This is a genomic window from Spongiibacter sp. C9W (assembly GCF_057370015.1).
Window position 1 is genome coordinate 2,853,451 of record NZ_CM170672.1, and the last position, 17,698, is coordinate 2,871,148.

The 17,698-nt window shown below is 56.9% G+C and carries 16 protein-coding genes and 1 tRNA gene; 1 reads left to right on the forward strand and 16 read right to left on the reverse strand.

Annotated elements, in window-relative coordinates:
• Window positions 1-10 precede the first annotated feature (10 nt).
• The 6 genes from lnt to miaB all read right to left on the reverse strand — a co-directional run bounded on the left by lnt (window position 11) and on the right by miaB (window position 6,929).
• The gene (lnt, locus tag AC2Q8J_RS13550) at window positions 11-1,483 is read right to left on the reverse strand and encodes an apolipoprotein N-acyltransferase (RefSeq protein ID WP_288364724.1); all 1,473 of its coding nucleotides are present in this window, start codon (window positions 1,481-1,483) and stop codon (window positions 11-13) included.
• Between the two features lie 37 nt (window positions 1,484-1,520).
• Complete coding sequence (locus AC2Q8J_RS13555) at window positions 1,521-3,083, reverse strand: FMN-binding glutamate synthase family protein (RefSeq protein WP_486451536.1); 1,563 nt, start codon at window positions 3,081-3,083, stop codon at window positions 1,521-1,523.
• Between the two features lie 67 nt (window positions 3,084-3,150).
• Window positions 3,151-4,008 (reverse strand): CorC family transporter, encoded by an 858-nt coding sequence (locus AC2Q8J_RS13560; protein WP_204997236.1) that lies wholly within the window; start codon window positions 4,006-4,008, stop codon window positions 3,151-3,153.
• Window positions 4,009-4,035: 27 nt separating this feature from the next.
• Window positions 4,036-4,527: an rRNA maturation RNase YbeY gene (ybeY, locus tag AC2Q8J_RS13565; RefSeq protein ID WP_486451537.1), complete on the reverse strand. Its 492-nt coding sequence runs from the start codon at window positions 4,525-4,527 to the stop codon at window positions 4,036-4,038.
• A gap of 2 nt (window positions 4,528-4,529) precedes the next feature.
• On the reverse strand, window positions 4,530-5,501 hold the full coding sequence (locus tag AC2Q8J_RS13570) for a PhoH family protein (protein ID WP_486451538.1): 972 nt from the start codon (window positions 5,499-5,501) through the stop codon (window positions 4,530-4,532).
• A 90-nt stretch (window positions 5,502-5,591) separates the two neighbouring features.
• Window positions 5,592-6,929, reverse strand: coding sequence for a tRNA (N6-isopentenyl adenosine(37)-C2)-methylthiotransferase MiaB (miaB, locus tag AC2Q8J_RS13575; protein ID WP_486451539.1), 1,338 nt, complete (start codon window positions 6,927-6,929; stop codon window positions 5,592-5,594).
• A gap of 169 nt (window positions 6,930-7,098) precedes the next feature.
• On the opposite strand from miaB, the gene AC2Q8J_RS13580 reads away from it, so the two are divergent.
• Entirely contained in the window at window positions 7,099-7,440 is a 342-nt protein-coding gene (locus tag AC2Q8J_RS13580; RefSeq protein ID WP_027874607.1) for a DUF1820 family protein, read from the forward strand.
• Between the two features lie 57 nt (window positions 7,441-7,497).
• On the opposite strand, the gene AC2Q8J_RS13585 is transcribed toward AC2Q8J_RS13580, so the two are convergent.
• The 10 genes from AC2Q8J_RS13585 to AC2Q8J_RS13630 form a co-directional block, all read right to left on the reverse strand.
• Window positions 7,498-8,778, reverse strand: a complete 1,281-nt coding sequence (locus AC2Q8J_RS13585; RefSeq protein WP_486451540.1) for an aspartate aminotransferase type Ic — start codon at window positions 8,776-8,778, stop codon at window positions 7,498-7,500.
• Window positions 8,779-8,887: 109 nt separating this feature from the next.
• Window positions 8,888-10,351: a DUF1631 family protein gene (locus AC2Q8J_RS13590; RefSeq protein ID WP_486451541.1), complete on the reverse strand. Its 1,464-nt coding sequence runs from the start codon at window positions 10,349-10,351 to the stop codon at window positions 8,888-8,890.
• Window positions 10,352-10,539: 188 nt separating this feature from the next.
• Complete coding sequence (gene cmoB, locus AC2Q8J_RS13595) at window positions 10,540-11,523, reverse strand: tRNA 5-methoxyuridine(34)/uridine 5-oxyacetic acid(34) synthase CmoB (protein WP_486451542.1); 984 nt, start codon at window positions 11,521-11,523, stop codon at window positions 10,540-10,542.
• The gene (gene cmoA, locus AC2Q8J_RS13600; RefSeq protein WP_204997243.1) at window positions 11,520-12,242 is read right to left on the reverse strand and encodes a carboxy-S-adenosyl-L-methionine synthase CmoA; all 723 of its coding nucleotides are present in this window, start codon (window positions 12,240-12,242) and stop codon (window positions 11,520-11,522) included. Before cmoA ends, cmoB begins: the two co-directional genes overlap by 4 nt.
• 69 nt (window positions 12,243-12,311) lie before the next feature.
• Window positions 12,312-12,893: a hypothetical protein gene (locus AC2Q8J_RS13605; RefSeq protein WP_486451543.1), complete on the reverse strand. Its 582-nt coding sequence runs from the start codon at window positions 12,891-12,893 to the stop codon at window positions 12,312-12,314.
• Between the two features lie 104 nt (window positions 12,894-12,997).
• Window positions 12,998-14,674, reverse strand: a complete 1,677-nt coding sequence (locus tag AC2Q8J_RS13610; RefSeq protein ID WP_204997245.1) for an Ig-like domain-containing protein — start codon at window positions 14,672-14,674, stop codon at window positions 12,998-13,000.
• A 469-nt stretch (window positions 14,675-15,143) separates the two neighbouring features.
• Window positions 15,144-15,220, reverse strand: a tRNA-Met gene (locus AC2Q8J_RS13615).
• Window positions 15,221-15,290: 70 nt separating this feature from the next.
• A complete protein-coding gene (ychF, locus tag AC2Q8J_RS13620) occupies window positions 15,291-16,382 on the reverse strand; it encodes a redox-regulated ATPase YchF (RefSeq protein ID WP_486451544.1) in 1,092 nt (363 codons plus the stop codon).
• A gap of 4 nt (window positions 16,383-16,386) precedes the next feature.
• On the reverse strand, window positions 16,387-16,974 hold the full coding sequence (gene pth, locus AC2Q8J_RS13625) for an aminoacyl-tRNA hydrolase (RefSeq protein ID WP_204997247.1): 588 nt from the start codon (window positions 16,972-16,974) through the stop codon (window positions 16,387-16,389).
• 23 nt (window positions 16,975-16,997) lie between these two features.
• Window positions 16,998-17,645 (reverse strand): 50S ribosomal protein L25/general stress protein Ctc, encoded by a 648-nt coding sequence (locus AC2Q8J_RS13630; RefSeq protein ID WP_486451545.1) that lies wholly within the window; start codon window positions 17,643-17,645, stop codon window positions 16,998-17,000.
• Between the last annotated feature and the right edge of the window lie 53 nt (window positions 17,646-17,698).

Consider the following 17,698-nt stretch of genomic DNA (forward strand, 5'->3'; position numbering starts at 1 on the left):
TCGCAAGCATTTAGCTGCCTTGCTGTGGGCGGCGGCGCAGCGCGGTAAGCGCCAGTGCAAAGCACAGGGCGATAATAGGTGTGGACTGGGCGTAATTAAACGGTGTGCGGCCGCTGCGGGCGTTTACCTCGCCGGTCATCGTGGTGTGAGTGAAAGACGGAATGCGCGTGGTGATATGCCCGCGGTGGTCGACGATGGCGGTGATACCTGTGCTGGTAACGCGGATGAGTTCTCGGCCATTTTCCAGTGCCCGCATCTGCGCCATTTGCATGTGTTGGGCGGGGCCAATCGAGTCGCCAAACCAGGCGTCGTTGCTGATGGTGAATAAGACGTCTGCGTCTCTTGCGCCACGCGCCACGAGGTTGGGATACACGATCTCGTAGCAGATCGATGGCGCAAATTGCCAACCCTTGGCTGAGAGGGGGCGCTGGTCAGCGTCGCCACGACTAAAGCTGGACATGGGCAGGTCAAAAAAGCCGATCAGACCGCGCAGCAGGCTACCGAGCGGAACGTATTCACCGAAAGGGACCAAACGCTGTTTGTGGTACAGGCCTTCGCCGCCATTGATGACCATTGCCGAGTTGTAGATGTCGTCGCCCTGTTTAGTGGGAACGCCGGTGATCAGCGCGGTGTTCGAGGCGGCAGCGCGCTCGCGAATGTAGTCAAAGAAGGTTTCGGCGTTGCGATACAGGGCGGGAATGGCAGCCTCTGGCCAAATCACCACATCCACCTGGGGCCACAGTTGTTCTGAGGTGACATCGTAGAGTTCGAGGGTGTCCCAGTAATGGCTATAGGCCCACTTCTTTTCTTGAGTGATATTGGACTGCACGGCGCCAATGCGGAGGGGGGGCTGCTGGGTGGCTTGTGTCCATTCAATCGTTTGCAGGGACGCGCCGAGGCCGAACAATGCGATGCAGCCAGCTATTGGCAGCCAGCGACTGGTTCTGTGTTTGGTGGTGAGTAGATGGCTTACCGCTGCGCCGCTGAGGGCCACCACAAAGCTTAAACCGTACACCCCAACAACGGGTGCCCAACCGGATAGCGGGGTTTCCAACTGGCTGTAGCCAAGGTAGAGCCATGGAAACCCGGTGAGAAACCAGCCGCGAAACCACTCAAAAATCACCCAGGCGGCGGCAAAGCCCAGCAGCCGGCCGCCCTTGCCGTCGCGCAGCCAGCGGCTGTACACATAGGCGAACAGCCCGGTGACGAGCCCCAAGCCCAGACAAAACAGGATGGTCATAAGAGCTGAGAGCAGGGCGGAGGTATTGCCGTAGACATACATGGCGACATAGATCCACGACACCCCGGCAAGAAAGCTGGCGCTGCCAAACAGCCAGCCGCGCAAAAAACCTTCCTTTGCTGTGCAGTCATCCAGACACCAGGCCAGTGCCGCCATCGCCACTATGGCGAGTGGCCAGTAATGAAAAGGGGCGAGAGACAGGGTGATAAGTGCGCCGGCTAGCGGCGCAATAATCCGTTTCATGGGCGGTGGGGGCTCCGGGGTGCGATCAGTCGCTGGGTCAGGGGGTAAGTGCCTCGTCGGCGGTACTGGCGATCAGGTATTCGGGGCGCGGCGTTTTGTCCGGATAGCGAAGGCTCAGTGGCTCGGGGACGCCGCGTTCGTCTATCAGATACACGTGTTTGCGTTGCAGTGAGCGGGCTTCGCGAACGCCGCAGGAGTGGGCGATAACCCCCACCTCATGCATTAGGTTTTTGGCGTAATTGGCCACCCGGGCAGCTTTGTCGGCGGGCACAAGGCCACGCTGTAGCTCCGGGTCGTGTGTGGTGATACCGGTTGGGCAGGTGTTCTTGTTGCACTGCAATGCCTGGATACAACCCAGGGCAAACATAAAGCCGCGGGCGCTGACGATAAAGTCTGCGCCAACGCAAATCGCCCAGGCTGCCTCGGCGGGGTTGATCATTTTGCCCGAAGCAATCACTTTTACCCGCTCGCGCAAGCGGTACTCGTTGAGCTTGTCGACCACCAGCGGCAAGCTGCGGCGCAGCGGGAGGCCGACATAGTCGATCAAACTCTGCGGGGCCGCGCCCGTGCCGCCGTCGGCGCTGTCGACGGTGATGAAGTCGGGGGCAAATTCCAGCCCGCGGCGGTGAATGGTTTCGCCCAGCTCGTCCAGCCACTCGCTGAAGCCCAGCACCATTTTGAAACCCACCGGCTTGCCGGTAACGCGGCGGATGCGCGCCAGGGTGTCGAGCAGGTCGTCGATACTGCGAATATCCGGGTGGCCATTGGGGCTGATGGAATCCTGGCCAACGGGGATGCCCCGAATGGTGGCGACCTCTTCGGTGACTTTGCCGCCGGGCAGAATGCCCCCTTTGCCGGGCTTGGCGCCCTGACTGAGTTTCAGCTCGAACATGCGTACTTGCGGGTGGCTGGCAAGATCGGCAAGGCGTTGGTCGCTGAGTTTGCCCTCGGCATCGCGAACGCCGTATTTAGCGGTGCCTATCTGGCAGACGATGTCGCAGCCCGCTTCCAGGTGATAGGGGGTGAGGCCGCCTTCGCCGGTGTTCATCCAGATTCCCGCTTCGCGCGCGCCGGCGGCCAGGGCCTGCACCGCCGGTTTGGAAATGGCGCCATAGCTCATGCCGGAAATATTGAATATGGCGGCACTGCTAAAAGGTTCACGGCAATAGCCTTCGCCAATGGTTACGCTGTGGGTGGGTGCGGCGTCTTCACTTAACGTGGGGAATAGGCAGTTCATAAACAGCACTTCGTTGCTGTGGTTCAGTGGTCGCGTAGAACCGAAGGCGACAGTGTTGTCGATATTTTTTGCGGCGCGGTATACCCAGGAGCGTTGGGAGCGATTAAAGGGCAGCTCTTCGCGGTCCATGGCAAAGAAATACTGGCGAAAGAATTCGCCGAGGTGTTCGAAGAAATAGCGAAAGCGACCGATCAGCGGGTAGTTTCGACGAATGGCGTGCTGGGTTTGGGTGACGTCGCGGTAGTAGAGCACGGCGAGGTAGATAAGTCCGGCCCCGATTAAACCCACGATTACCAATGCGCTGTAGCTAATAATGCTGTGGGCAATGGCATTGAGTGACGCAAGTGTGCTGCTGTCTGGCATAAAACTCCCCTCTTGGGCGGCGCTGCCCGGCTATTGTAGACCGTAAGCGCGAGGGGAGTTCAAGTTTTTACGCGTCGTCCTTGGCCAGCTCGCGCATGCGCAGCAAATGAATCTGGCGGTGGTCGGCATTGACCACCTTGAATTCGAAATGCTCCAGCTGGGCCACTTCATTGCGGCTGGGCAGGTGGCCAAAGGACTGCAGTAGCAAGCCTCCGATGGTGTCGAACTCGTCGTCGCTTAAATTTGCATTGAAGTAGGTGTTGAACTCTTCAATGGGCGTGAGCGCTTTTACCACGAAGTCGTTATCGGCGATCTTGCGGATCGGCAGGTCGTCTTCTTCATCGTATTCGTCTTCAATGTCGCCAACGATCTGCTCGAGGATGTCCTCGATCGTAATCAGCCCTGCGGCGCCACCGTATTCGTCGATGACAACGGCCATGTGGTTGCGCTTTTCGCGGAAATCACGCAGCAGCACATTCAGGCGTTTGCTCTCTGGTACCAGGGTGGCGGGGCGCAGCACGGTGCGTAGGTCGATGTCGTCGGTGTTGCCGGTTTTCCACAGCAGGGGCAATAGATCCTTGGACAGCAATATGCCCAGGACCTCGTCCAGTGTGTCGCCTATAACGGGGTAGCGGGAGTGGCCGGTTTCCATGATGATCGGCAGCAGTTCGCTGAGGGGTTGCTCGATCTTCAGCACCACCATTTGCGGCCGGGGAATCATGATTTCCCGCGCCTGCATTTCGCTGATATGCATGGCACCTTCGACGATGCTGGTGGCGTCGTCATCAATCACTTCATTCTGACGAGCAACGGCTAATACATCGAGCAGGTCTTCGCGGGTTTTGGGTTCAGAGGAAAATGCATGGGCAATTTTTTCGATCCAGGATTTGTCACCCGGATCGCTGCTAGATCGGTCTTCGCTCATGATTTTGTGTGCTGTCCTCGCTGTGGCCTAGTCGCCCGGCGCTAACTGCGCCTCGTAGGGGTTATTGATATTGAGCTGCTTTAACAGCGCAGTCTCAAGAGATTCCATTTCCTCGGCTTCATCATCGTCAATGTGGTCAAAACCGAGTAGGTGGAGTGTACCGTGAATTACCATATGCGCCCAGTGATCGCTTACCGCCTTGCCCTGCTCATGCGCTTCGCGTTCAACCACTTGCCGACAGATAACCAGGTCGCCGAGTAGTGGCAGCTCAAGCTCGGGGGGCAGGTCCGCGGGAAACGACAACACATTGGTCGGGGCATCTTTGCCGCGGTAGTCGCGATTGAGGGCCTGGCTTTCCTGCTCGTCGACCAGGCGAATGGTCAGCTCCGCCTGATCGCGGCGATTGGTGAGTGCGGCGCTGGCCCAGTCGCGCAATTGCTGCTCACTGGGCAGTCCCGGCTGCGGGTCGCAGGCCACTTGCAGGTCCACCTCCAGTTCAAGTGGGTTGCCGTCAGCCATTGCTAGCGAGCGATCTCGTCGTCAAACGCGGCGTAAGCTTCGACAATTTTCTGTACCAGCGGGTGGCGAACCACATCCTTGGCCTGAAAATAGGTGAGGCTGATCCCTTCGACATCGTCGAGAACCTTCATTACATGGGTGAGGCCGCTGGGTGTGCCGCGTGGCAAGTCGATCTGCGTGGCATCGCCAGTGATGACGGCTGTAGAGCCAAAGCCAATACGGGTGAGGAACATTTTCATTTGTTCGCGGGTGGTATTTTGCGCCTCATCCAAAATAATGAAGGAGTCGTTCAGCGTACGGCCGCGCATATAGGCTAAGGGCGCGATCTCAATCACATTGCGCTCGATCAGCTTGGTGACGGTGTCGTTGCCGAGCATCTCGTAGAGTGCATCGTACAGCGGGCGCAAATAGGGATCGATTTTCTGCGCCAGGTCGCCGGGCAGGAAACCGAGCTTTTCGCCGGCCTCTACCGCAGGCCTGACCAGCAGGATGCGTTGTACCTGATGGGATATTAACGCCTCAACCGCGCAGGCAACGGCGAGATAGGTTTTACCGGTACCGGCCGGACCAATGCCGAAATTGACATCGTTGCTCTGAATCGCGCGCACATAGCCCTGCTGATTGCCGCCGCGCGGTTTGATACTGCCCTTCTTGGTGCGAATAACGACGGGCTCATTATCTGAGCGGGGCAACTCTTCCAAATGTGACTGTTGCATACGAAGGTGAATGGCCTCGGGGTTGAGTGTCGTGCCAGAGACGCTCTCGCGATAAAGGTGTTTGAGCAGTTGCACCGTTTCGTCGACGGCACGCTCTTCGCCGCTAACCTGAAAGGTATTGGCGCGCGCAGCGATGTGCACCTGAAGGCGTTCTTCGATCAATTTGAGGTGTTCGTCTAAGCGTCCGCACAGTGCCGAAAGGTGCTGGCTGTCGCTGGGTTCGAGAGTGAGAACGCGCTGTGTCGCTTGTGCTGTCAATGGTGCTCCGCGTGTCGCATTGGCGATCAAGTAGTAATGGCTTAACAATACGCCGATTCTTCGCTGACGAGAATCGGCAAAAACCGATGCCTAGTTCAGCAATTCGGCGCGCAGTGAATTCGGCAGTGCCTCGGTGATCACTACGTCGACAAAATCGCCGATCAGGGCGTGATTGGTCGCCGAAAAGTTAACGACGCGATTGTTCTCGGTACGCCCCTGTAACTGGCCTGGATCCTTTTTGGAGACGCCTGTCACCAGAATGCGCTGCCGTGTGCCGACCATCTGACGGCTGATCTGGTTAGCCTGCTGCAGAATACGGTGCTGCAGGCGTTGTAGGCGCTCTTTCTTCACTGCCTCGGGAGTGTCGTCATCCAGTTGGGCGGCAGGTGTGCCGGGGCGGGCGCTGTAAATAAAGCTGAAGCTGTGGTCGAAGCCGATGTCGGCGATGAGCCTCATGGTGTCGTTAAAGTCGTCTTCAGTCTCGCCGGGAAAGCCGATAATAAAGTCGGAAGACAGGCTGATGTTCGGTCTGATTGCCCGCAGTTTGGCGATTTTGTCGCGGTATTCCTGCTGAACGTGGCCGCGTTTCATGGCCGCGAGAATACGGTCGCTGCCGCTTTGCACGGGCAGGTGGAGGTGATCCACCAGCTCGGGGATGTCGCGGTAGGCCTCAATTAAGGCGTCGCTAAACTCAACCGGGTGCGAGGTGGTATAGCGTATGCGGTCGATGCCAGGCACCTGGGCGACAAAGCCGAGCAACTCTGCGAAATCGACGATCTCGCCTTCGTGGTTTTCGCCGCGGTAGGCGTTGACGTTTTGCCCCAACAAGTTCACTTCGCGCACGCCTTTGGCGGCCAGCTGGGCCACTTCGGCAATCACGTCGTCAAAGGGCCGGCTGACTTCTTCGCCCCGGGTGTAGGGAACGACGCAGAAGGTGCAGTACTTGGAGCAACCTTCCATGATGGAGACAAAGGCACTGGGGCCGTCGACGCTGGGCTCGGGAAGGCTGTCGAATTTTTCGATCTCGGGGAAGGTGACATCCACCACCACTGGGCCGTCGGGTTTGCGCTGGTCGATCATCTCCGGCACCCGGTGCAGGGTTTGCGGCCCAAAAATAACGTCAACGTAGGGCGCGCGCTGGCCAATATCTCCGCCTTCCTGACTGGCGACGCAGCCGCCAACGCCAATCAGCAGGTCGGGGTTTTTGTCTTTCAGTTTTTTCCAGCGGCCAAGTTGGTGGAACACTTTTTCCTGTGCTTTCTCGCGAATGGAGCAGGTATTCAGCAACAAGACGTCGGCTTCTTCGGGATTGTCGGTAGGCTCCAGGTTGTGACTGACGCCCAGCAGATCCTGAATACGCGCGGAGTCGTACTCGTTCATCTGACAGCCGTGGGTTTTGATATACAGTTTTTTGGTTTTCTCAGTCATGGTGTGGCGACAAGCCGATAGAAAATGGGCCGACATTATAGCGGTGTCAACGGCTAAAGCCCAATGAGTTCGGTGCTTTGAGGTGACATGTGGTATGATCCGCCGCCGCGCGAGCGGTCGTTTTTGCGCTTGCGAGATCGTTACTGTTTGCTAGAGAACTGTGTGCTTTATGGCTAAGTCCCCAATCTATAAGGTGATTTTTCACAACAACAACCAGGTGTATGAGCTGTATGCCCGCGCGATATACCAGAGCGAGCTGTACGGTTTTATTGAGGTTGAAGAGTTTGTTTTCGGTGATCCAGGGCAAATTGTCGTCAATCCGGGTGAAGAAAAACTGAAAAATGAGTTCAGTGGTGTGACTCGCAGTTACCTGCCGATGCACTCGATTATTCGTGTGGATGAAGTGGAAAAAGAGGGGCCGGGCAAGATTCTGGATGCCGAGGGTGGCAGCAATGTGCGGCATTTCCCCATGGGAGGTCAGCCGATACCTAAGGGGCCCTCGGGCGAGTAGGGCGCACAATTGAAAAAGGGGCCAATCGGCCCCTTTTTTATTGCGCCGATAACGGCCCTAATTGGCGAGGCGCTGTCTGACCGAGGCCAGTTTTACGCAGTTGACGAACACCTGCATCGCGCGGTCAATTTCCTCCAGCGAGGGTACGCTGGGTGCAATGCGGATATTGCGATCTTCTGGGTCCTGGCCGTAGGGGAAGGTTGCGCCAGCCGGGGTGAGTTTTACGCCGGCGTCGGCTGCCATCGCCACAACCTGTTTTGCCAGGCCAGGCAGGGTATCCACAGAAATAAAATAGCCACCTTGGGGCGCTGTCCAGCTGAGCAGGCCGCTGTCGCCAATGCCTTCGTTCAGGTGCTTGAGTACGCTGTCGAAGCGCGGTTTTAACACGGCGGCGTGCTGGCGCATGTGCTCAGCCAGGCCGTTGCTGTCTTTAAGCAGGCGGGCATGGCGCAACTGGTTGACTTTATCCGGGCCAATTTGGGTCATGCCCAAGTGGGCTTTAAAGGCTTTGAGGTTGGCGGCAGACATACCGACAAAGGCGACACCTGCGCCAGCGTAGGTGATCTTAGAGGTCGAGCCAAACAAGTACACGCTGTCTTCAGTACCCGCCTTGCGGGCCGCAGCCATCAGACTGGACAGTTTGGGCGCATTGTCGCTCAAACTGTGTACCGCGTAGGCGTTGTCCCAGAAAACGCGGAAATTGTCGCCGGCGAGTGTTGCCAGCTTGGCAATGCGCGCTACCACGTCATCGCTGTAAACAATGCCGGTGGGATTGCTGAAGCGGGGAACGCACCAGATGCCTTTGATGCTGGAATCGGCCTTCACCAAGCTCTCTACTTGGTCCATGTCTGGGCCGTTGTCGTTCATCGCCACCGGGATCATGTCGATGCCCAGGTGTTCGCATACGGAGAAATGACGGTCGTAACCGGGAACCGGGCAAAGAAATTTGACGGTATCGCCGCCTGCTTTCCAGCCTTTGCCGAGGTCGCCAAAGCCCATTTGTGATGCAAACAGTACCGCGAAATACATCAGCGTAAGGCTGCTGTTGCCGCCGATGAGAATCTCGTCTTCGTTGACGTCTAATACCGGCGCGAAGAGGCGCTTACACTCTGCTATGCCATCCAGGCCGCCGTAATTGCGCAGGTCGATGCCGCCGTCGTTGCTCAGGTCATTGCCGAGCACGCCGAGAATAGCGTCGGACAGGCTAAGTTGGTCGCTGCTGGGTTTTCCCCGTGTCAGGTCGAGGCTAAGCCCTGCGGCTTTATGCTGTTCGTACTCTGCGCTGAGAGCGCTTTCCCATTCGCGTAATTGTTCCGTAGATGCTTGGTCGAGTTGCAAGATCGTCACCTTAAAATGCACTAAGCGTTGGCTGGATAGTCGCGCGACACACTGGGTGTATCGAGGCCGCTTAGTATAACTGCTTTAACTAGCCGCAGTAAGGCACAGATCAAGGTCGATCGCTTTGGCCGCTGATTCCCGACATGCCGGAGGCAATGAGTCTGAGTTGGTGGAGCTCGTCAACCAGGGAGCGGGCGCTGTCGTCGTCGAGGTTGATGCGTTTGAGCCCTTCGAGCAGGCGCTGCTCTATATCACCGCCCATGTCTTTGGCTTTACGCAACAGTGCCCAGTCGCGGTGGGGCTTGATGTACCACAAGATGTCATCAACCAGGCCGAGGTTGCGGCGCAGGGCGTCGCTGTTACTGCCGTGGCGGAGCCAGTGGTAAAGCAAAATACTGGTCATCGGGCCGTACAGCAAATTGTCGACACTGGCGGAGAGCGTGGTGCCGTGGGTTTTCTGGTCAATGAGGGCGTGCACCTTGCGGCGCAGCCGAGTAATTCTGCGTTTACCCGCTTCGGCGTGCAGCTTTCGTCGGTCGTTGAGTTTCGCGCTTTGCACTAACTGCTGGCAGCATTGATCCACGGATTCCTGCAGCGCGTTGAAGTCTGCGCTAGATGGCGTTTGCCCGCTGAGTTGTTTGACGATATCGCGGGTGGCGCGTTCGAAATTCTGTTGCAAACTCGGGTCAGCGTGCTGCCAGCGTTCGCTGCTTGCGATCAACTGGTGACTGATTTGGCGCGCAGGATGAAGCGGGTTGAGAAATAACTGGCGGTCGCGCAGCGCCACACTACTAACAATGGTTTGCAGGGTGTTCAGCGAGGCCAGGATGCTCGCGGACAGCTGCCGACGATTCACATGGCTGCGCCCGAATATGGCGGCGGCTTCGCGAATAAGCTGCTGGTCACTGAGGGTGCTGCTGTCGCCCTGCGGGCGGCTGCGGCCCCGTAGGCGCTGTAAGCGCAGCTCGTTGAGTGCGCGTTGTTGGGCGCTGAGATTTTGCTGCTTTAGCTGCTGCTCGATATGGGCGATCCAGCCTTCTATGCCTTTGCTTGTTTCTGCGTTGCCGCCATTTAGTTCTGCCAGCAGCTGCTGGTAGAGCAAGGGGGCTTCGCGCAAAATCAGAACATTAAACAGCGACAGGCATTGGCTGAGGTGGGCGGGATCAATCCGCAGTGGCTTGGCCAGGTGTTGGAAGCCGGCCAGCAATGCCATGGGGGAGATGGCGCGGCACAGTCTTGCGCAGGCGTTCTCCAGTTCGTCGTTACCCAGCTGTTGGCTGCGGGCGAGCAGTTGGTCCAGCTTGCTATGCCCGCCCATGCTGTAAGGGCGGGCGGCACGAATATTGTGCTGCAGGTGTCGCGAGAACAGTCGATAGGCTTCGTCTTGACCGCTGCGGATATGCCGTTGCTGCGTCAGCAGGGCCTGCTGCTCGTCAGGGTGCTTGCTCGTTAATGCGCGGCGGTGAAAATTGTCTTGGAGGCGCTCCAAATAGCGGTACAGATGGTCGTCAAACCACCGGCTGGTCAGCGAGCTCATTGTCGCTATCACTGTATCCGCTTGTTTTGCGTCCATGGGATGGGGCGCGTCCTTTATTGTCAGCGAGCACCGGTATGAGTGCGGCTTTCACATTACTGCAATGTACCATAGATTGAAAAATGGCCACTTGTCACCACGGCTATTTTTTCTCAAAGCATGAACAATGTCTAATAACACTGTGTCGCAGTGCGAGATTTTCGTGTAGGCACGCGGCTGGCTGGGGCTTACGGTTTTTCGGCAAGAAGGACGGCCCGCTTGGGCGCAGGGTGGCCCTCGGCGGTTAGCTGAGGGTTGTCGGGGTCCAAAAATTCCGCCAGGGAGTGAAAGCGCATCCACTCTGTGCGTCGCTGCTCGTCCGTGGTGGTCTGTGCAACATCAACTACCCGGATATTTTTGAATCCGGCTTTACTGAGCCAGCTTTCTAGCGTGGCCGTGCTGGGCAGGAACCAGACGTTGCCCATCTTGCTGTAGCGGCCTTCGGGAACCAGGCATTCGCCGAGTTGGCCGTCGATGATTAGGGTTTCCAGCACGAGCTCTCCACCGCTGACCAGTGCTTCTCGCAATTGTATTAGGTGGTCGAAGGGGGAGCGACGATGATACAAAATCCCCATTGAGAATACGGTGTCGAAGGCCGCCAGTTTTTCCGGCAGGGCCTCAATGCCCATCGGCAGCACCGCGACTGATGGGTCTTGCAAATAGTGTTGCAGGGCAAAGTATTGCACGACAAACAGGGGCGTGGGGTCGATGCCGACGACCAGCTCTGCACCGGCGCCGCGCATTCGCCAGCAGTGGTAGCCGCTGCCGCAGCCCACGTCTAAAACGGTTCGTCCGGCGAGTGGGGCAATATGGTCTTTGAGGCGCTCCCACTTCCAGTCGCTGCGCCACTCTGTATCGATATGCACGCCAAAAAGCTCAAAGGGCCCTTTTCGCCAGGGGTGCAAGCCCATCAGGGCCTCGCGCAACTGCTCGCTTTGTTGCGGGGTGATGTCGCCGCGCGCGCGCACACGCGAGGTGTTCATATCAATGGTGCGCGAGGTGAGCTCGGGGAGTGCGCTCAGTGCTTGCTGCCAGCGGGGCAGGTCACCGTAGCGTTTGGGGTTGAGGCCCGCGTCAATCTGGTCTGGCAGTTGGTTTGCCCAGGCGGCGAGGTTCTCGTTGCCCGCAAGCTTACTGAGAAAGGCCTGGTAGTTCATCCGCGGGTGGCTCATTTTACGGCAACCATCGAGGCAAAATTAAAACACTGGAACCAGACGTCCACACTGGTGAAGCCACAGTTTTTTAGGCGGCTTTGGTGTTGGCTCAGCGTCTCGGGAATAAGAACGTTCTCCAGTGCGCTGCGCTTTTGTGCGACTTCCATTTCGCTATAACCGTTGGCGCGCTTGAAGGCGTGGTGAAGGTCGGTATTTAGCTCCTGCAGGTGGGGGTCGGCAAAACGGATCTTCTCTGACAGGATCAATACGCCGCCGGGGCGCATGGCGTCGCTGATACGCTGACACAAGGCATTGCGCTCAGCCTCAGGGACAAACTGCAGCGTAAAATTGAGTACGACAACCGACGCATTGCGTATCTCTGTTTCTTGAATGGATTCGCAGCGCAGGTGGATGTCGGTATTGGACTGCTGACAGTATTCACGGCAGCGCTCAATCATTGCAGCAGAGTTATCAACACCGATCAGCTGGATATTGCGCCCCTGAGTTTCCCGCGCCATGGCGAGCGAGCTGGCGCCGAGTGAACAGCCGAGGTCGTAGCAGTTGCTCTCTGGTTGAGCATAGCGACCGGCCATTACGCCGGTCATGGCAATTATCGTCGCGTAGCCCGGGACAGATCGTTGAATCATATCCGGGAAGACCTCGACAACTTGCTCGTCGAAGGCGAAGCGCTGCAAGGCTTTGTGAGGCCTTGCGTAAATGGTGTCTGATTTGCTCATGGGCGGGCGCTGAATAAAGATGGCGATTTTAGCACAGTGCCGGTGAATTACTCAGCGCTGCCACGCCTGTTAGTAGCTCCAGCGTGCGCCAAATTCGTAGGAGCTTAGATCAAGCTTGTCGTAGTCCCTTACGCGGAAGGAGAAACCGATATCCGGACGAGGGTGGTACAGCGTTTCGAAGATAAAGGTGGTGTCGTCATCAACCACAACATTGTGTTCCCCGGCTTCCAACGTAAGGCGCCAGCGTGCATTGATATCATGGCGTACACCCACTTTATATTCCCAGCCGCGTTGATTGGGTCGGCGGCTCTGGGAGTCCATCTCGTGGCGGTCGGCACCGATCAGCACAGAGGTGCTGTTGTTAAGATAGTAGTGAGCGCCAATGCCGTAGGTCCACCACCCATCTTGAATAACACCTCGCGGCATATAGGTATCACCATCGTTGTAGCGGGCGTGTACGTGGAAATAGTCAAACGCCTCGGCACTGGCGAGGAAGGTGAAGTTCTCCTCTTCTTCGAAAGGCCCCCAATCGGTGCTTTGGTAAGCGAAGGCGGCTTCTAGATAGGAGTAATGGCGGGGCTCAGCCTGAGCAGCCGACGAAAGTAATACAATTGAGCACAGCAGGGTGTACAGGATATGCGGTCGTAGCATGGGGTGTTCCCAGAAGGTCCAATGGATATTGGCTGTGAAGTGTACCAGCTTGCCGAGGCATTGTTAGCCCCGGCAAGTGGTTTTAGCTGTCGTCTGGAAACCGCTTATGGTGGTGTGACGGTCTGATTCACACTGGCAAATGCGCGGGAGATGACGCCTTTAGGCGTGGTGACTTCCACGCTGAACGTTCCTTGCCCGGCTTTGCTGCCCTGTTTAATGCGAAACGCGAATACCGCGGGCCCCTGAGCGTTCGTGGACAACATGGTCTCCTGCGCTGGGCCACTAATCGTGCCTTGGTCGGTTTCTACCTTGATGGTGGTGCCAGCCGGAGGCACTTGGCCATTGATGTCGGCAATGCTTACCACCACGGTTGCCGTACCGCCGTCTAAGTTAACGCTGGCTGGGCTGAGGTTTACGTTGAAACTTGAGCCGGAGAGAACGATAACAATGCTTTCGCGCAGGGTTACCCGCTCCGAGTTTGTATCGCAGTTGCTGGGGCCTTTGCACAGCAGGCCATTGTACTTGCCATTGGCACCGTCATAGTCGCCTTCGTTGTCCTGGTCGACATAGGGCTCGGTGTTGGCGTCGAACACTCCGTCTTCGTCTTCATCCAAAAAGGCCTCAGGTAAGTCAGTGAAGGTTTCAGCGTCGTCGTATTGGCCGTTGGACGGGTTGGCGTCGACAAAGCTTTCCTCGCCAACCGCGGTTGCCAAAATAGTAACGCGGCCATCAGCGGGGCGTGGCTGCTGAGATGTGAGCTCCACTGAGCAGGCGCCGCCGGTAGTGGTGCAGCTGGGCTGAACAGAAGCACCTTCAGCGCGGAAGGTGATTGCCGTGTCGTCGGGCACGGGGTTGTTAAAGCGGTCAGCGGCGCGGATGGTTAGCGTAGTTGTTGTGCCATCGTAGGCCAGGCCTTCGATATTCAGAATGGAGGCGCTTAGCGAAAAGCTGTTTTGATCCGGGATGCCCGTGGTAACAGCTAGTGCTGATGACTGCGCGGTGCTCTCAATGCTGCCTTGAGTTGCCTTGGCGCTAACGCTAACGGTGGTGGCAATGGTGCCCGCCGTTACCGTTGTAGAGGCAATACCGTTGGCGTCGGTAATATCCTGAGTCGTGCTCAAGCCAATGCCGCCGGTAGTATTATTCAGGGTGAAGTCGACTGTTTGATTCTGCACCGGCCCGCCACTGGAGTTGGTGACCTTAAATGACACCACCGACTGCTCGGGAATGGCGCCCGAGCCCTTAATGCCGATAATCTGGGGCGAGGCAGAGACGAAGCCGATAGAACCCAGCGGTGCGGGGGTTGCGGTAAGTTGTACCGACGCGGTGTAGGAATTTCCGCCAATACTGGTCTGCGCAGTAATCACGTCGTTGCCGTCACAGCCTCGGCTGGTGTAAGTGGTGGTAATGGTGCCGGTGGTATTGGCGATATTGTTATCGCTGAGCTCTGATAAGCTTGATGCAATACAGGGAGAGCTAAACAGAACGCTCGCTGCCTCTGTCACCAAGTTCCCATTTTGGTCGATAATCGACACGCTAAGCGCCGCGCTTTGGCCCGCTTCCAGGCTGCTGCGGTTAGTGGAGATTGTTCCTGCGCTGAAGCTTCCACCTGATAATGCACCAAAACGGTACTCAGTGGTGCCAGTGGTTTGGCCCGAACCGCCTGTTCCTGACGAGCCGCCACCGGGGGTCAGGCTGGGGCCGCCATCACTGCCGCCTCCGCAAGCTGCTAAGATCGCCGCCGTCGATGCCAGCAGGCTGGCGCGGAACAAGAACTTCATAACCTCTTCCTCTGTTCTTTATTATCGAGTGCTGTTTATAGGTGAAGTATCACTGCTGCACTGCTTAGGTAACTGTATGTCGTTGATTAGCTTATCGCAGTAAGTCCACAACAATAAAAGCATATTAGCTTATTTCCTAGCACGTATGGGAAAGTTGTGAACAGCATAGAGTTTTTGCCATCCCGACCCTATATGGGCTTATACGGTATCAGTGGTGAGCGCGAAATAGAGGGGCTACCCGTATCGGAAGTTGGCGGCTAAGCTTTTAACAAGGTAACAAGCTGGATACACGAAAATAGGCTAAGGCCTGTTTTGCCCCTTCGGGCGGCGTTGCCGTCTGAAATGCAGCGCATTGATTTAATGCGGCGCATTTCATCGAACCGGGGCGGCGTTTCTCACCCGCCCGGCAGCTTGGGCGCATTTATTGAAGACGAAAAAAAACCACCGCTTGGGTGGTTTTTTAGAATAATGGTAGCAAGGGGCGGATTCGAACCGCCGACCCCAACATTATGAGTGTTGTGCTCTAACCAACTGAGCTACCTTGCCACTGTTCTCTGTCGAGAAGGCGCGCATTTTCCTGACTTATGCGGGCCTTGTCAAGCGTGAGTGAGGGGGCTTAGACGTTAAACCGGAAATGCACGACGTCGCCGTCCTTGACGATGTAGTCTTTGCCTTCCAGGCGCCACTTGCCAGCGTCTTTGCTGCCCTGTTCGCCTTTGTAGTTGGTGTAGTCGTCGTAGGCGATGACTTCGGCCCGAATAAAGCCTTTTTCGAAGTCGGTGTGAATCTTGCCGGCTGCCTGTGGCGCCGTGGCGCCTACCGGGATGGTCCAGGCGCGGACTTCTTTTACGCCAGCGGTAAAGTAGGTTTGCAGGCCTAGCAGCTCATAGCCAGCGCGAATCACGCGGTCGAGGCCAGCTTCGTCCATGCCGAGCTCTTCGAGGAATTCGCCTTTCTCATCGTCGTCCAGTTCGGCAATTTCTGATTCCAGTTTATTGCAGATGGGAACAACGATAGCGCCTTCTTCTTCAGCAATACGCCGCACGGTGTCGAGGTGGGGGTTGTTTTCAAAGCCGTCCTCGTTGACGTTGGCGATATACATTGTTGGTTTGGTGGTAAGCAGGTGCAGGCTGCCCATGCGGACGCGCTCGGTGTCGTCCAGCTCAAGTGAGCGAAGCGGTTTGCCTTCGTCCAGGTGGCTCTGGAGTTTTTCCAGCAGGTTCTTGGTGGCAATCGCGTCTTTATCGCCACTTTTGGCTGGGCGAACGACTTTCTGTAGTTGCTTCTCAACGGCATCCAGGTCGGCCAGTGCGAGCTCGGTGTTAATCACGTCGATGTCTGCAGCGGGGTCGACCTTGTTGGCCACGTGGATAACATTGTCGTTGTCGAAGCAGCGAACCACGTGGGCAATGGCATCGGTCTCGCGAATATTGGCGAGGAATTTATTGCCCAGGCCCTCACCCTTTGAGGCGCCGGCAACCAGCCCGGCGATATCGACAAATTCCATCGTCGCGGGAAGCACGCGCTCTGGCGAAACAATCTCTGCCAAAACGTTTAGGCGTGGATCGGGAACGCCGACAATGCCGGAGTTGGGCTCAATGGTGCAGAACGGAAAGTTCTCTGCGTCGATGCCAGCTTTGGTCAGGGCGTTGAACAGTGTTGATTTGCCCACATTAGGCAAGCCGACGATACCGCAATTGAAACCCATGATGTTATCCCTGTTTGTAGCTGTGGAGTTGATTCATCGCTTTTGCCCAGTCGCCTTGAATGGCGGGGGCTAAACTGCGTAATGCCTCATCTATGCAGTGATCGATAGCGATTCGCTCATCGGATGAGGGTTTGCCCAGTACGTAGCCGGTCACTTTGTCGGCGCTGCCGGGGTGGCCAATGCCGATACGCAGGCGGTGGAAATTCTTGTTGTTGCCGAGTTTGCTAATCGTGTCACGCAGGCCGTTGTGGCCGCCGTGACCGCCGCCCGATTTAAAGCGCGCGCTGCCAGGAGGCAGATCGAGTTCATCGTGAGCGATGAGAATTTCTTCGGGGGTGATTTTGAAGAACCCGGCCATGGTGGCGATAGCCTGACCGCTGCGGTTCATAAAGGTGCTGGGGATGAGCAGGCGAATGTCCTGTCCATCGATAAAACAACGGCCGGTGTCGCCGAAAAAGCGAGCTTCGGCCGCAAGTGAGCAGCCCTGTTGTCGGGCCAGTTCAGTAACGAACCAGGCGCCCGCATTGTGACGAGTTGGCTGATATTGCTGGCCGGGGTTGGCCAGCCCAACAATCAGTTTGATCCGGGTCACGTGGGCGCCTGCTCAGAGCGAGATTAAGACTCTTCGCTGCTTTCGTCTTCAGCGCCTTCTGCAGCGTCTTCATCGTCAGAAGCGCCACCGCGAGGAGCCTGCACAACGGCAACAGCTGAGTCGTGATCTTCACCCAGTACCAGAGCGGTGCTTTCAACACCCGCAGGCAGGGTCAGGTCAGAAATGTGAACGGTCTCGCCCACTTCTTTGTCTTTCATGTCGACTTCGATGAATTCAGGCAGGTCTTTAGGCAGACACTGAACTTCAATTTCAGTCATTGCATGAGTGATCGAGCCACCCTGCATTTTCACGCCGTGGCAGGCTTCTTCGTTGATGAAGTGCAGTGGTACTTGCAGCGTGATTTTGGTGTCCGCGCTTACGCGCAGAAAATCGGCGTGCAGAATCTGCGCCTTGGCAGGGTGACGGTGCAGGTCTTTAATAACCACAGACTCTTTGTTGCCGTCGATGTCCATGGTCAGAACCGAGCTGAAAAATGCCTCGTCTTCCAGGAACCAGAGCAGGTCTTTGTGGGCGATGCTGATCATTTGTGGGGCTTTGTCACCACCGTAGATGATTGCGGGAACTTCGGCGGCCAAACGACGTAGGCGGCGGCTCGCACCTTTCCCTACATCAGTACGCGCCTTGGCGTTTACAGTAAATTCGCTGGACATAAATGTCTCCTCATAAAAAGCGAAAACCGCCGAACTTGCGACCAGTTCGGCGG